This is a genomic window from Pseudomonas sp. SDO5522_S412, assembly GCF_054071215.1.
Map to the genome: position 1 here is coordinate 36943 of NZ_JBSVWQ010000027.1, position 13180 is coordinate 50122.

20 protein-coding genes are annotated in these 13180 nt (G+C 61.5%); 13 read left to right on the forward strand and 7 right to left on the reverse strand.

Features of this window, described 5'->3' with window-relative positions:
- Positions 1-2: 2 nt before the first annotated feature.
- The 3 genes from ACW9I6_RS09105 to ACW9I6_RS09115 form a co-directional block, all read right to left on the reverse strand.
- Positions 3-602, reverse strand: coding sequence for an LOG family protein (locus tag ACW9I6_RS09105; RefSeq protein ID WP_177021635.1), 600 nt, complete (start codon positions 600-602; stop codon positions 3-5).
- Between the two features lie 77 nt (positions 603-679).
- A complete protein-coding gene (gene pdxR, locus ACW9I6_RS09110; RefSeq protein ID WP_457339206.1) occupies positions 680-2092 on the reverse strand; it encodes a MocR-like pyridoxine biosynthesis transcription factor PdxR in 1413 nt (470 codons plus the stop codon).
- 17 nt (positions 2093-2109) lie between these two features.
- Positions 2110-2712, reverse strand: coding sequence for an FMN-dependent NADH-azoreductase (locus tag ACW9I6_RS09115; protein ID WP_087693030.1), 603 nt, complete (start codon positions 2710-2712; stop codon positions 2110-2112).
- A 195-nt stretch (positions 2713-2907) separates the two neighbouring features.
- On the opposite strand from ACW9I6_RS09115, the gene ACW9I6_RS09120 reads away from it, so the two are divergent.
- The 3 genes from ACW9I6_RS09120 to ACW9I6_RS09130 all read left to right on the forward strand — a co-directional run bounded on the left by ACW9I6_RS09120 (position 2908) and on the right by ACW9I6_RS09130 (position 4498).
- Complete coding sequence (locus tag ACW9I6_RS09120; protein ID WP_029615984.1) at positions 2908-3354, forward strand: carboxymuconolactone decarboxylase family protein; 447 nt, start codon at positions 2908-2910, stop codon at positions 3352-3354.
- A gap of 67 nt (positions 3355-3421) precedes the next feature.
- Positions 3422-3742, forward strand: coding sequence for a DMT family transporter (locus ACW9I6_RS09125; RefSeq protein ID WP_087693029.1), 321 nt, complete (start codon positions 3422-3424; stop codon positions 3740-3742).
- A 117-nt stretch (positions 3743-3859) separates the two neighbouring features.
- The gene (locus tag ACW9I6_RS09130; RefSeq protein WP_134326911.1) at positions 3860-4498 is read left to right on the forward strand and encodes a hypothetical protein; all 639 of its coding nucleotides are present in this window, start codon (positions 3860-3862) and stop codon (positions 4496-4498) included.
- A 62-nt stretch (positions 4499-4560) separates the two neighbouring features.
- On the opposite strand, the gene ACW9I6_RS09135 is transcribed toward ACW9I6_RS09130, so the two are convergent.
- The gene (locus tag ACW9I6_RS09135; RefSeq protein WP_003219695.1) at positions 4561-5106 is read right to left on the reverse strand and encodes a hypothetical protein; all 546 of its coding nucleotides are present in this window, start codon (positions 5104-5106) and stop codon (positions 4561-4563) included.
- A 213-nt stretch (positions 5107-5319) separates the two neighbouring features.
- Here ACW9I6_RS09135 and ACW9I6_RS09140 point away from each other — a divergent pair, with 213 nt between their 5' ends.
- Positions 5320-5649, forward strand: coding sequence for a hypothetical protein (locus ACW9I6_RS09140; protein ID WP_023658946.1), 330 nt, complete (start codon positions 5320-5322; stop codon positions 5647-5649).
- A gap of 3 nt (positions 5650-5652) precedes the next feature.
- Here ACW9I6_RS09140 and ACW9I6_RS09145 read toward each other — a convergent pair whose 3' ends face one another.
- Positions 5653-6204 (reverse strand): DUF4262 domain-containing protein, encoded by a 552-nt coding sequence (locus ACW9I6_RS09145; protein ID WP_003219697.1) that lies wholly within the window; start codon positions 6202-6204, stop codon positions 5653-5655.
- Between the two features lie 172 nt (positions 6205-6376).
- Here ACW9I6_RS09145 and ACW9I6_RS09150 point away from each other — a divergent pair, with 172 nt between their 5' ends.
- The 4 genes from ACW9I6_RS09150 to ACW9I6_RS09165 all read left to right on the forward strand — a co-directional run bounded on the left by ACW9I6_RS09150 (position 6377) and on the right by ACW9I6_RS09165 (position 8811).
- Positions 6377-7072 carry a fumarylacetoacetate hydrolase family protein gene (locus ACW9I6_RS09150; RefSeq protein WP_102369405.1) on the forward strand — a complete coding sequence of 232 codons (696 nt, stop codon included), beginning with the start codon at positions 6377-6379 and terminating at the stop codon, positions 7070-7072.
- Between the two features lie 36 nt (positions 7073-7108).
- The gene (locus ACW9I6_RS09155) at positions 7109-8008 is read left to right on the forward strand and encodes a helix-turn-helix transcriptional regulator (protein ID WP_134326910.1); all 900 of its coding nucleotides are present in this window, start codon (positions 7109-7111) and stop codon (positions 8006-8008) included.
- Positions 8009-8099: 91 nt separating this feature from the next.
- Positions 8100-8546, forward strand: a complete 447-nt coding sequence (locus tag ACW9I6_RS09160) for a GNAT family N-acetyltransferase (protein WP_003219700.1) — start codon at positions 8100-8102, stop codon at positions 8544-8546.
- Positions 8547-8550: 4 nt separating this feature from the next.
- The gene (locus tag ACW9I6_RS09165) at positions 8551-8811 is read left to right on the forward strand and encodes a hypothetical protein (RefSeq protein ID WP_003219703.1); all 261 of its coding nucleotides are present in this window, start codon (positions 8551-8553) and stop codon (positions 8809-8811) included.
- A 287-nt stretch (positions 8812-9098) separates the two neighbouring features.
- Here ACW9I6_RS09165 and ACW9I6_RS09170 read toward each other — a convergent pair whose 3' ends face one another.
- Positions 9099-10043: a sensor domain-containing diguanylate cyclase gene (locus ACW9I6_RS09170; protein WP_003219704.1), complete on the reverse strand. Its 945-nt coding sequence runs from the start codon at positions 10041-10043 to the stop codon at positions 9099-9101.
- 243 nt (positions 10044-10286) lie between these two features.
- Here ACW9I6_RS09170 and ACW9I6_RS09175 point away from each other — a divergent pair, with 243 nt between their 5' ends.
- Entirely contained in the window at positions 10287-10535 is a 249-nt protein-coding gene (locus ACW9I6_RS09175) for a DUF1652 domain-containing protein (protein ID WP_008435982.1), read from the forward strand.
- 4 nt (positions 10536-10539) lie between these two features.
- Here the strand turns inward: ACW9I6_RS09175 and ACW9I6_RS09180 are convergent, their stop codons facing one another.
- Positions 10540-10683 (reverse strand): hypothetical protein, encoded by a 144-nt coding sequence (locus tag ACW9I6_RS09180; protein ID WP_166742173.1) that lies wholly within the window; start codon positions 10681-10683, stop codon positions 10540-10542.
- A 270-nt stretch (positions 10684-10953) separates the two neighbouring features.
- Between ACW9I6_RS09180 and ACW9I6_RS09185 the strand changes: the two genes are divergently transcribed.
- Genes ACW9I6_RS09185 through ACW9I6_RS09200 form a run of 4 tightly spaced genes read left to right on the forward strand, consistent with a single transcriptional unit; the run spans position 10954 to position 12804 of the window.
- Positions 10954-11274: a YXWGXW repeat-containing protein gene (locus ACW9I6_RS09185; RefSeq protein WP_457339207.1), complete on the forward strand. Its 321-nt coding sequence runs from the start codon at positions 10954-10956 to the stop codon at positions 11272-11274.
- Positions 11275-11321: 47 nt separating this feature from the next.
- Entirely contained in the window at positions 11322-11903 is a 582-nt protein-coding gene (locus ACW9I6_RS09190) for an RNA polymerase sigma factor (RefSeq protein ID WP_008435980.1), read from the forward strand.
- Positions 11900-12331: a hypothetical protein gene (locus ACW9I6_RS09195; RefSeq protein ID WP_003219715.1), complete on the forward strand. Its 432-nt coding sequence runs from the start codon at positions 11900-11902 to the stop codon at positions 12329-12331. Before ACW9I6_RS09190 ends, ACW9I6_RS09195 begins: the two co-directional genes overlap by 4 nt.
- On the forward strand, positions 12328-12804 hold the full coding sequence (locus ACW9I6_RS09200) for a periplasmic heavy metal sensor (protein ID WP_003219717.1): 477 nt from the start codon (positions 12328-12330) through the stop codon (positions 12802-12804). The genes ACW9I6_RS09195 and ACW9I6_RS09200 overlap by 4 nt, the downstream gene beginning before the upstream one ends.
- Positions 12805-13180: the final 376 nt, after the last annotated feature.

A 13180-nucleotide genomic window follows, 5' to 3' on the forward strand; every position in this document is an offset into this window, starting at 1 on the left:
CGTTAGTTCGCCACCGGCTCAATCAGCTTGGAAACCATCGGCGCCTGCCACTGCTCCAGGGCATCAATCAGGGCGCCGGGGTCTTCGTTGAACATCAGCATCTGGCTGTGCTCGACCTTCATGAAGCCTTCCTTCACGGCGTGATCCAACAGGGCGCGCACCGGGTTGAAGAACCCCTCCGTATTCAGGCACGCCACGCCCTTGTGGTGTTCGCCGACCTGGGTCAGCGTGGCCGCCTCGAACAACTCCTCCAGGGTTCCCAGCCCGCCGGGCAAGGCAATGAAACCGTCGGCGCAGTCGCTCATGCGTGTCTTGCGGCTGCGCATGTCTTGAGTCACTTCATGGTGGGTAAGCCCGGCGTGGGAATGGCCGCGTTCATGCAGTAACTCGGTGATCACGCCGATGACTTCGCCACCTTCAGCCAGCGCAGCATCCGCCACCACGCCCATCAAGCCCTTGTGGGTGCCGCCGTAGACCAGGCGTATGCCGCGCCGGGCGATTTCCCGGCCGAGGGCTTGGGCGCCATCCGCATAGCGCGGGTTGAAGCCGAAATTGGTACCGCAGAAAACTGCAAGGCTGCGCAGGGGAGTGGGCATGGGCATTCCAGGCGGGTGAGGACAAGCTGTCCAGCATGGCGCCACTCGCCGGTGGGCGAAAGAGCCAAGAACGCGCAGGCGGATCAGGCCATGAGTGCGTCCAGGATGCGTTTTCCAAGGGCTTCGGCGATGGCCTCGGATTCGATATTGGCAAAGCCCAGCAGCAGGCCGGGGCCGGTCTGGCCTTGAATATTCCAGTCGCTCAAGGCTTCGGCATAAATGCCGGCCTGCGCCAGGCGTTCCACGCACAGGCGGTCTGACTGTTGTGCATTGAGGCGCAGGATCAAGTGCATCCCGCCCGGCTGGGCGTCAATCGAAATATGCTCGCCCAAGGCCTTGCGCAAGCCCCTGGCGGTGGCCTCCCGACGCTCACCGTAGAGCTTGCGCATGCGCTGGATATGCCGCGCAAAATGCCCCTCGGTCATAAACGTTGCGACGATCGCCTGGGTCAACTCCGGGCAGCCCCCGAGGAAGGTCTGGCTGACATGTTCGAAGCGTTCCACTTGAGCTGCCGGCACCACCAGATAGGCCAGGCGGATGCCGGGGAACAACACCTTGCTGAAGGTTCCGGCGTACAGCACTCGGCCGTCGCGGTCCAGGCTCTTGAGGGCCGGCAGCGGGCGGCTCACGTAGCGGTATTCGCCGTCGTAGTCGTCCTCGATGATCCAGGCCTGCTGGCGACTCGCCCAATCCAGCAGTTCCAGGCGCCTGGGCAAGGACAGCGAGACACACAGCGGGCTTTGATGGGCCGGCGTGACCACTACGGCGCGGGCGCCTTTGCCCTGTTGCACGGCCCGGGATACCTGCATGCCATCCGGGTCCACCGGCACCGGTATGGCCTTGATATTCAGGTAATCCAGCAACGGCCGGGTGAACAGGTAGCCCGGGTCTTCCACCAGCACCCGATCGCCCGGTTCCAGCAGTGCATGGGCGATCAGCCCCAGCGTATTGCGATAGCCCGAGGTGACGAAGACCTGCGCCGGCGAACAGTGGATGCCCCGGGCGACCTGCAAGTAGCTGGCAATCGCCGTGCGCAGCGAGTGCAGGCCGAACACGCACGGGTTGGCCATGTCGGCGACCTGGGTGGCCCGCACGCAGCGGGCGGCGATTTTCGACCAGATCTTGCGAGGGAACGCATCCAGTGCGGGCAGCCCCATTTGAAACGGCAACACGGCGGCCTTGTGCCGCACGGCATTCTGGTCGCTGGCCGTCATGGGGCGCTCCGGCAGGCTGGCCTTGATCCCTTCAGCCACCACCGTGCCGGCCTGGCCTCGGGCCTGGATATAGCCCTCGGCTGCCAGCAGCGAATACGCCGTGTCGATGGTGCCCCTGGCCAACCCCAGCTCCTTGGCCAGGGCCCGGGCTGCGGGTATGCGTTCGCCCGGCTTGAGCAAACCGTCGGCAATCGCGCTGCGGAACCGCCAGTAAAGTTGCCGGTAAATCGGCTCCGCGGCGCCGGCGTCCAGCGGTGAAAAGGCCTTGATCGAAGTGCTCATCCGGCGGCGGGTCCTGTTCAGGTGGCGAAATAATCGTGCAGCGCCTGGTCGGTCTGGCGGCGCGTCTGGGCCAGAGTTTCCGGGCGGGAAGCGGTGCCTTCGACGGTGAAGAAGGTCACGTCATGCAGGCCGATCATGCCCAGTATGGTTTTCAGGTACGGCGTCAGGAAGTCCGGCTGGTGCGCGCGCTCCCCGGAAAACCGCCCGCCTGAGGCGATGGCGACGAACACTGGCCGGTCCTGCAACAGGCCGATCTTGCCCTGGGCCGAGATATCGAAGGTGCGGCGCACCCGTGCGATGTGATCGAGCCATAGCTTGAGGGCCGCGGGCACCGAGTAGTTATGCATAGGGGTGGCGATCACCACAATGTCGGCCAGCTCCAGTTCCTGAACAAGCCGCTCGGACTGGGCCATCGACCCCTCGGACGAGACGTCCACGAGGGACTGCTGGGACGTTGCATAAGGCTCGTCCACCGGTGCCAGGGCATTGGCGGCAATGCCGCGCTGGATCACCTCGGCGTCCGGGTGCCGCTGGCGCAGGCATTCAATGATCTTGAGGGAGAGGGCGTTGCTCTCCGACGCTTGCCCGCGAGGGCTGGCACTGACATGGAGGATATTCATGGTGCGTTGCTTCCTGGATGGATGGCCCTCAGTCTACGAACCCCATGACCCATGCCAAAGAGCCAAGAATCATGATTCAGAGTAGGCCATGTCCGCGGGTCCATGGCCTAGCGCTCAAGCCGGATCATGGATCTTTTTGGGTGGGCCATGGCGCCGCAAGATGGCGGCTTCATCCAACCGCTACAGGACTTCACCATGACAACGCGTCTCGACTACTCCAAAGCTTCCCCTGAAGGTTACAAGGCGTTCGGCGGGGTTTACGTCTACCTGCAAAACAGCGGCCTGTCCAAGGAGCTGATCGACCTGGTCTACCTGCGGGTTTCGCAAGTCAACGGCTGCGCCTTTTGCATCGACATGCACTCGCGGGACCTGCTCAAGCAAGGCCTGGCCGTGGACAAGCTGGTGCTGGTGCCAGTGTGGCACGACGCTGGCGCAGTCTTCACCCAGCGTGAGCGCGTGGCGCTGGCCTTTGCCGAAGCCGTGACCGCCAGTGATGTTTCGGACGCCGACTATGCGGCAGCGGCCGCCGAGTTCAGCGACAAGGAACTGGCTGACCTGACCTACGGCATCGCCTTGATGAATGCCTTCAACCGACTGGGCATCACCTTCCGTACCACGCCAGCGGCGGCTGCCAAGGCATAGCCAACGCTGATTCGGTGTGGCGGGGCTGCTCGCCACACACTCACTGTATTTCCTGAGGGCTCATCCCATGGCATGGCTACTGCTCGGCTTGGCCGGCATCCTTGAAATCGCCTTCGCGTTCGCGATGAAGGCCTCGGACGGTTTCACCCGATTCACCCCCGGATTGCTCACCGTCGTGACCGGCGTTTCCAGCGTGATCCTGCTGTCGATGGCACTGCGCACCCTGCCGGTGGGCAGCGCCTACGCGGTCTGGACTGGAATCGGCGCAGCGGGCACCGCGATCCTCGGCATGGCATTGCTGGGCGATTCCACCGCGCCATTGCGGGTTTTGTGCATCGTGCTGATCCTGGCCGGCGTGATCGGCCTGAAACTGGTCTCCGCCAACTAGTGCTGCCTGCGAGCGGGTATTTCTCGGAGATGGCCTTTTAACATTCCCACCCACTCTTTATCATCCGCCCCCAGCAACTCCGGCCATGGAGACGCTCCATTCACTAAGGAAGTCGTAATGCACATTGGAAAAATGCTGGGGTTGGCCCTGATCACGTTGTCGATGGGCGGCTGCGCCAGCTTCACGAAAGACGAAGTAGCACCCGTCACGCTGCCGTCGAAGGCCAGCTACGCCAACAAACCGAACGTCTACGTAGACTTCAAGTTCTACCAGGGCGAGCCGACAAATGCCGCCGCGGCCGAAGTCCCACAAGCGCGTGACATGCTCAAGCCACAGCTGCAGAAAGTCCTGACTGACTCCGGCCTGTTTGGTCGCGTGACCCTGGATGAATTCCAGAAGCAGCCAGGCGATTACAGCCTGCGCCTGAAGGTCTACAACCATCCACCGGGTGGCGGCCAACTGGTATTGGCCTTTATCAGCGGCTTTACCTTCACCATCATTCCGGCGCTGGGGACTGATCAGTACACCATGAAGCTGGAATCGGTGGACGCACAAGGCCAGGCGCTGAGCACCGGCACCAACCACGACTCGATCAATACCTGGATGGGCATCTGGTTCATCCCGTTGATGGCCAATACGCCGAAAGACGCGGTGACCGATACCTTCACCCGCCAGGTCAATGCCCTGCTCAAGCAAATGGTCGACGGTAATAACCTGAAGTATTCGGCGCTGGATGCCGGCGTGCCACGGGCGTGACACGTAACTGAACGTTTGAAACAGCTGCGAGGGCAGGGTGGCCGATCCTCGCAGCCCAGGCCTTACTTAAGCGCCTTGATGAACAACGGGTCGCTGTACAGCGACTTGAGCAAATCCCGCACCATCGGGTTGTAGGCGTTGGCGGCATTCGGGATCGCAATGAACCCGAAGAACGAACTGGGCCAGGTGTGATTCACTTCCTTGGTCGCGTCGTACACCACGTCATTGCCCTTGAGCAGGGTAAACCGCGCGGCCAGGGTGCCGTTGCCGGAGCCCATGCCTGCCGACAGCGAATTCTTCACCACCAGCACTTGCAGATGACGTTCTGCTTGCGGGTTCAGCAGGCCTGCCAGTTGCAGTTCCTGGGTGATTGCAGCCTGGATATGCGCCGGGATGCTGCCACTGGGCGAGCGGATCGGGTTGGCACGTACAGACAACGAGCCTTCGCCCGACGCGGCCGTCACCTGGGCATTGCTGACGGGTTGCAGCGGCGCTGCCTGCTTGAGGACCTGGACGTTATCGAAGTTCGGCTCGTATTGCGTCATGGTGACGCCGCAGCCTTGCAACAGCAGCGCGAGCAATGGGGTCAACAGTAGAAGCTTTTTCACGGCGTTTCCTTGCGTGAGTGTGGGAGAGCGCCGCGATTATCGTCAGGCAATGGGCCATCGGCAACCAATAGTGGCAAAATGCCTGAATGGCAACGCTGTTACTCGGTTCGGTTTCAGGTCGGAAAATTCACCGATAAGGCAATTTGCTGGCCCCTTTGTAACAAAATCCTCGCCAAAATCACTTTTATTTTCAGGTGGTTAGGCGGGATGCAAATGCGCAATGTTGGAATCATGCTGATCGCCTGTTCCCTGGCGGGTGGGGCGGTTTCGGTTGAGGCACGGGAGCTGCGGGACAACGACAAGTACATGTGCAGTTGGGGGGCTGGCACCGCCGCCCGGGCCCAGGAATTGAAGCTGTCGGGCGTCTCGCTGTACGCCGCGCGGCAGAAGCTGAAGACCTACCAGTTCAAGAAACCCTGGATGCACATGATGGCCATGGGCATCACCGAACAGACCTACGACAGCCGTTCGCGGGTCAAGCCCGAGGTGATTCGCCAGAGTTTTTATCAGGACTGTTTGCGCTACAAGCTGGCGCGTAAATAACCCTTATTTATCCAGCAGCAATTGGAGCCTTGAGAACGACTGGTCGTAGTTGGGCTCCCACGGAAAGCGCCCTTGTTTGTCCGGCCAGACCATTTGCAACGCAGGGAAATCAGCTTTGATCGAGGCGTAGAACCAGCCGGCATAACCGAGGTACTCGCGGTAGTGCCTGCGGTCTACAGGAATGAAGGCGATGCGCATGCCTTCGGCAATATCGTCATAGGGCTTGTAGGTTTCATAGGCGGCTTTTGCACCGGCAAAGCGGATCGCGGCGATGTTCAGCAACTGCTGGGCAATCTGCGGGGGCAGCCCGAATACGATGATTTCCGGTTGGCCGAAGTTGGCGTAGAACCCCAGGGAGTAGGCGAACGAAGGCTCACCGTCTTCAGCCCGCACATGCACATGGTGCCAGCCGATCTTCTTGATATCCGCCAACACCTTCTCGTCATATTCCGAATCTGCCTTGGGCAACTGGAATCCCGGAAGCGGGGCCTTGGCTGAAGTGTTCATCGAGAACAATGAGGCGGCGAAGAGGGCGACGGCGCGAATGATGTTCATCAGAGTCCTTTCTGCGGGATCAGGGGTTGAAAGCGCGATGAGGCTAGCAGTGTTGGGTTCGCTCGGCAAAGTGACCGATGCACCGCCCAGTACAAAATCTGCGTAAGCCTGTCCAACTTCGCCCCGGAGCCCGTCCGCATACTGGCCCCAGGTAACCGAAGAGGCACATGCCATGACCCGCTACGTCATCACTCCCAACGAAACCCCGTCCCTCGCCATCCACGGCGACGACGCCCGCTTCCCGCTGCGCCGGGTGTTCTGTGTCGGGCGCAACTACAGCGAACATGCCCGCGAAATGGGCCACGACCCCGACCGCGAGCCGCCGTTCTTTTTCATGAAGCCAGCTGATGCCGTGGTGCCCGCCGAGGGCGTGATCGCCTATCCGCCGCTGACCGCCGATCTGCACCATGAAGTCGAGTTGGTGGTGGCCATCGGCAAGGGCGGCGTGGACATCGCCCCGGAAGATGCGTTTGCGCATATCTGGGGTTACGGCTTGGGCATCGACCTGACCCGCCGCGACCTCCAGGCCCAGGCGAAAAAGCTGTCGCGGCCGTGGGAATGGGCCAAGGCCTTTGATGAGTCGGCACCTTGCACTCCGCTGCGGCCGGTGAGTGCCGTCGGCCACCCGGGCACTGGGCGAATCTGGCTCAAGGTGAATGGCGAGCAACGTCAAGTGGGCGATCTGGCAGACCAGATCTGGTCGGTCAGTGAGGTGATCAGCCACGCGTCCAAATCCGTGGCGCTGAAAGCCGGCGACTTGATCTTTACCGGCACCCCGGCGGGCGTCGGCGCCTTGCAACCGGGCGATGTGGTGACCGCCGGGATCGACGGCCTGGCGGAGCTGAGCTTCACCCTCGGCCAGGGTTGACGCTACAGTGGTGCCCAGGCCCTCCGAGAAGTACGTATGCCCGGCACCCGCATCACCACCTATGGCATGGAACAACGCAGCGACCGCTCCGACTTCTACATCCGCGACAAGCGGGGCAGGGCGGCGCTGACCAGTCCCCATCGCCACGAATATTTCCAGATCCAGATCAACCTGGGTGGCGACACCGTGCAGCACATCGGCGGTGCGGTGCGCCCGTTCCCGAAAAAGGCCCTGGCCTTTATCCTGCCCCATCGCCTGCACGTGATTCCCCATCCCGACGACGGCGACTTCATGCTGATCAATTTCAGCCAGGGTTTTTTCCTGCCGCAACTGACCTGCGACCCGCTGGACCTGGAAGACATCCCCATCGGCCAGGCGCCGGAGCTGTCGCCGTTCCGCTTCCAGGAGCAGTTGGACTTCATCCTCGACGACGCGGCCTTCGAAGAAGTCAAAACCTGGCTGGAACACATGCGCACCCTGGACGCCCACCGCAGCTTCGGCGCCCGGGAGCGGCTCAAGGGTTACCTGTTCCAGTTGATCGGGCTGGTGTGCGAACAGTACGCCGAACCGCTCCAGGCCTTCGCCGCCAACAACGCCACCCGGCGTGGGCGCAAGGATGCCCTGGCCCGGGTGCAAGGCTACATCCGCGAGCATTTGCACGAGCCGTCGCTGAACCTGACGGATGCCGCGGCGGCGGCGTTCCTGTCGCCCAACTACCTGACCCACCTGTTGCGCAAGGAAACCGGCAAACCCTTCTCCCAGTTGGTGCTCGACCGGCGCATGCAACTGGCGCGCACGCTGCTGCTCAACAGCCCGCAGATGATCGGCGCGATTGCGCACCGTTGCGGGTTTACCGACGAGGCGTATTTTTCCCGGTGTTTCCGCAAGGCCCACGGGCTGGCGCCGGGGCAGTTCAGGCGGCGTGAGCAGGATTAACGCGCAATCCGGCTGACTGTTTTACAAATCCACCACAACCGATGTGTTTCAATTTACATACAATTGAGCGTCTCATCGGGAGGCGGTGCACATGGGTTCGGTTATACGGTTGGCAACTCCGGGCGATATCAATGCCATTTTCGACATTCGCACCGCCGTGGTGCAGAACCACTTAAGCCGCGAGCAGATGGCTGAGCTGGGCATTACCCCGCAAGTCGTCGCCGACAGCATGCGCGAGGCGCCTTGCGTATGGCTTGCCGAACTGGACGGCAGGCCTGTCGCGTTTGCAATGGTTGATCTTGCCGAAGGCGAGGTGTTCGCCCTGTTTGTATTGCCGTCTCACGAGAACCTTGGGTTGGGCCGCCAATTGATGGCAGTGGCCGAGGCCGCGCTGTTCGAGCACCACGACACGCTCTTCCTGATCACGGATGGGCGGGATCAGATCCGTGCCAACGGTTTTTACCAGCGGCTTGGCTGGGCAGTGGTCGACACGGCCGAGGGCGACGATGTTCGCTATCAGAAACACAAGGTGCAATGAGTGTATGAGTGAGCTGGAACCCCCTCAATCCAACGCCTTGCGCTATTTTGGCGTCGGCGTTCTATGTGTCGCGGTGTTGTTGGGGACTTATTTCGTTCGGCTCAATGCCCAGGTCGACCGGCAGCGGGAAGAGGCGGCGGAGCGCCTGGCGTTATGCCGTCAGGCAGCCAGTGTTTCGCGCGCCACGCCCCAGGACGAACTTGTGTTGGTGGATCCGTGCAAACACCTGTATCAGCACTATTTGAAGAAGCCCACGCACTTTTAATCAATAACCTTATTTTTATCGCGGAATTAAACAGCGAAGTTTGTTTAACGATGCGCTGTTATTGCACCAAAAAGTGGCATTTCCAATAATCGGATCCATTAAAAAAGTGTGGTTATTGAATGACTTAGCGCTGTTTTAATCCGACGAAAGGTTGAAAATTATCTTGTTACAAGTTTTCCCGCTGGGTAATATAGCCGGGCGTTCACCTCCCACGGTTTATGCATTTTTAAATCCCAAGTTTCCATCAGCTACTTGGGATTTTTTTTGCCCGCGATTTGAGCGTTGTATCAATCCTCTACGTCGGCAAACTCTGCGCGCATCCGCCCATTGCGCTTGGCCTGGTACAGCAATTTGTCGACGGCTTCGACAAAGGCCAGCGCCGCGCCGCCCGGCGTTACCGTGCAAGTGCCTACGCCCAGGCTCAGTGTCAGCAGGTCCGACACCGCCGAGTGCTCATGCGCGATCTGCTGCTGGCGGATCAAGTGCAGGCAGCGTTCGGCCACGCGCCGTGCCGACTCGGCATCGGTTTCCGGCAACAACCACACAAATTCCTCGCCGCCGATGCGCGCAATGAAGTCCCGTGGCCGGTTGGCCGCCTGCGACAGCGTGCGTGCCACCTGGCGCAGGCATTCGTCGCCCTTGATATGCCCGTAGAGGTCGTTGTACTGCTTGAAATAGTCGATATCCAACAGGATCAACGACAGCGGCAATTGGCTGCGCTGGGCGCTGGTCCATTCCCGCGCCAGCACGGTGTCGAACATGCGCCGGTTGGCGATGCCGGTGAGGCCGTCCTGGAACGAATACTCCTCCAGCTGCTTCTGCAGGCGAATCAGGTGTTCTTCGGTCTTCTTGCGCTCGCTGATGTCGAACATGAAGCCGATCAGCGCCTGCACCTCGCCGTCCTTGCGCTCCACGTGCACCACGTCGCGAATCCACACGTACTCACCGCTGGCGGTCAGCGCCCGGTAATCGGCTTCATGATCGACCCCGGCGCGGGACTGCGAGACGCAGAAGTTGACCACGTATTCGCGGTCATCCGGGTGCATGCGTTCCACCCAGTCGTCCACGGTGGCCCAGCTCTGTGGCGTCCAGCCCAGCAGCGCCTCGATTTGCGGGCCGATGTAGCTGAAGGTCATGGTCGGCCAGTCGATGCGCCAGGGGATGGCCTTGGTCGATTCCAGCAACGTCTTGTACACAGCACTGTCGGGTTCGATCAAAGGTTCGATACTCATGCGGGGTGCTCTCGGTGTCGGAAAAAACCAGAGCATCTGGCCATCATCGCCAGGAAGCAAGCCCTTCGCGTGGCATCGGATAAGAGGGGGGCTGTGTGGTTTTTCTGGCGTCAGCCGGCCAGCGGTTTTAGCCGAAATGCGCACCAAGTATCACTTTTGAATTAATTCCCGGGCAGTTTGAAAAAGCTCATCTACCCTAGACGGATCACGTCCTCCGAGCTCCGAACAGGGAAGGGTGCCCGCATGATTTCGATCGCCGAGTTTCGCCACATCATGGAGTCGGGCTTCCTGCCCCTCGCCTGTGACTGCTCATTGAACAGCGACGGTTCGCTGCGCATCAACATCTTCGACCCGGCCTCCGGGCGCGTCGACCTGCTGCTGCCCCGTGTGTCGCCCCAGGGTCTGGACAGCATCCGTTCCATCTCAAACCTGATTGGCGAACTGCGCACCGAGATCAAGGCCGGGCGCAGGGGTTTTGCAGCGGTCAGTTAGCGGATCAGGAGATCGCTTGTGCCGTCGGGGTAGTCACTACCCCGTAACCGCGCCAGCAGCAATGCTCGCGGTGCCCCGGCAGGAACACGCAGCCGCCAAGGTTCATGAGCAGGACGGCGGCAACCAGCAGTGAAATTCGACGAGACATGGTGATTTCCTCAAGGTGATGGGCGTCGCCAACCAACAGAACGCGCCTGTCGATTACCAACGGTTAACCCTTGAACGCGGCCATATGGATAAATCCGTCGCGACCTTTCAACAATTTCATCAACTCCCCGCAAACCCTGGGCAATACTGGCCCTGCCTGCCGTCCTGAGCGGTCGCGATAAAAAGTTCTTTTTGTTGCGACGGATTTTCGGACACCTGCCGTTCAACCCTACAACTGCGATCACTGGCGATCGCCGATGAAGGAGTTGTCATGAGACTTGCACGACCGCTGGCCAAATTACGTTATGCCCTGTTGATCCCGCTGGCACTGGCCGTCCTGGTCAGCACGCCGACCTTTGCCCAGACCGAAGTGATCATCCGCGAAGCGCCACCGCCGATGCGCGTCGAGGCCGTTCCCGTCGAACGCCCTGGCTATGTGTGGGATCGCGGGCACTGGCGCTACGAAGGGCGCGGTTATGCCTGGGTACCGGGCCACTGGCAGCCGGTGATGCGCAACGCCCGTTGGGAACCTGGCCACTGGGAATCGCGCGGCCCCAACTGGTACTGGAGAGAAGGGCACTGGATCCGCTGAGCATTCCGTCAACCTGACCCTTAGCTATCGGACCGAGACTTGCCCTATTGAAAGACACTGATCCGGACGTTGAGCTGTTGGCCCGCATCGGTAACAACGAACCGGCGGCCATCAACGAAATGGTGACGCGCAAACTGCCGCGTTTGCTCGCGCTCGCCAGTCGGATCCTCGGGGATGCCGACGAGGCCAGGGACGTGGCCCAGGAAAGCTTTCTGCGTATCTGGCGCCAGGCTGCAAGCTGGCGCAGTGGCGAAGCGCGTTTCGACACCTGGCTGCACCGCGTGGCACTCAACCTGTGCCACGACCATTTGCGTCGGCGCAAGGAGCGCCCGTTGCGCGATGAGGAGGCGATGAGCGAGGTGGTCGACACAGCGCCTGCGCCCGATGAACAGCTGGAAGCGGCCGCCCGCAGTGAGCGCATGGCGGCGGCGTTGGCGTCGCTGCCTGATCGCCAGCGTGAAGCGATTGTGTTGCAGTATTACCAAGAGCTGTCGAATATCGACGCCGCGGCGCTGATGAACATCAGCGTCGAGGCACTGGAGAGCTTGCTGTCACGGGCCCGGCGCAACCTGCGCAGTTACCTTGACGACACACCCGGGCCCGCCCGCCCAGGAAGGGGAAAACCATGACGCCTGAACGATTTGCCCAATTGGCCGAGGCTTACGGCGGCCACTTGCACCGTTGGCCGCGCGCCGAACAGGCCGAGGCCCAGGCCCTGCTGGACGCAGGCGATGCCAGCCTCCTTGAGGTGCTGCATCAGGCGCGATGGCTCGACGGCCAGCTGGACGGCTATCAACTGGCACCCGTCGACCCGGCGCTGGCGCGGCAGATTCGCCAATCGTTTCCCCAGCGCCAGTCCTTCTGGGCGCGCTACGCCGGCTGGCTGTCGCCGGCCGGTTTTGTTGGCGTGGGCATCGCCGGGGTCGCCGCCGGAATCCTGGTGGCATCGTTGAGCGTGCCGTTGCCCATGCTTGGCCCTGAAGTACTGCCGAGTGTCTTCGACCAGGGCGACGCCGAAGTCGTCTTCACCGTCAACGCCGAGGAAAGCGAGCAATGACCCCGTCACCCAAGTACCTGAAGCCGCTGCTGGTTGTGTCGGTGTTGTTCAACGTGTTTTTGATCGGCGGTGTCGGCGGTGGCTTGTACCATTGGTTGGCGAACACCAAGCCCGCCGAGGCGGTGGTTAACCAGCATGGCCTGCGCCAGGCGATGGTCAAGCTGCCGCCGGAACGGCGCAAGGAACTGCGCCAGTTGTTGCGCCAGAACCGCGCCGACAGCCAGCCGCTGGTACTTGCCGGGCGCGAGGCGCGGCTGGACGTGATCAAGCAACTGGAGGCGCCGACTCTCGACCGTGAGGCGTTGGTGACGGATTTGGGCAAGGCCCGGGAGGCGGACATGGCGCTCAGGGCGCTGGTGGACAACACCCTGGCGCAGTTCGCCAGCACCTTGCCCCGGGATGAGCGCCAGCGGTTGGTGGAGGCGTTGTATATGAAGGGGCAGGCAAAGGGCAAGGTCGCCAAGAGCCACTGAAGATCGTTCCCACGCTCTGCGTGGGAATGCCGCCCCGGACGCTCTGCGTCCAGTTGGCGATGCAAGGTTCAAGTCTTGTGCAGTGGTGACGCGGAGCGTCACGGGATGCGTTCCCACGCAGAGCGTGGGAACGAGCATTAATCACCGGATGGCATCGCCTGGGTCTGACTGACAGACCGAGGTGCCTGCATCGCGGGCAAGCCCGGCTCCCACATGAGCTCGCTGCGAAACTGAATATATGAAGATCGTTCCCACGCTCTGCGTGGGAACGCCGCCCCGGACGCTCTGCGTCCAGTTGGCGATGCAAGGTTCAAGTCTTGCGCAGTGGTGACGCGGAGCGTCACGGGATGCGTTCCCACGCAGAGCGTGGGAACGA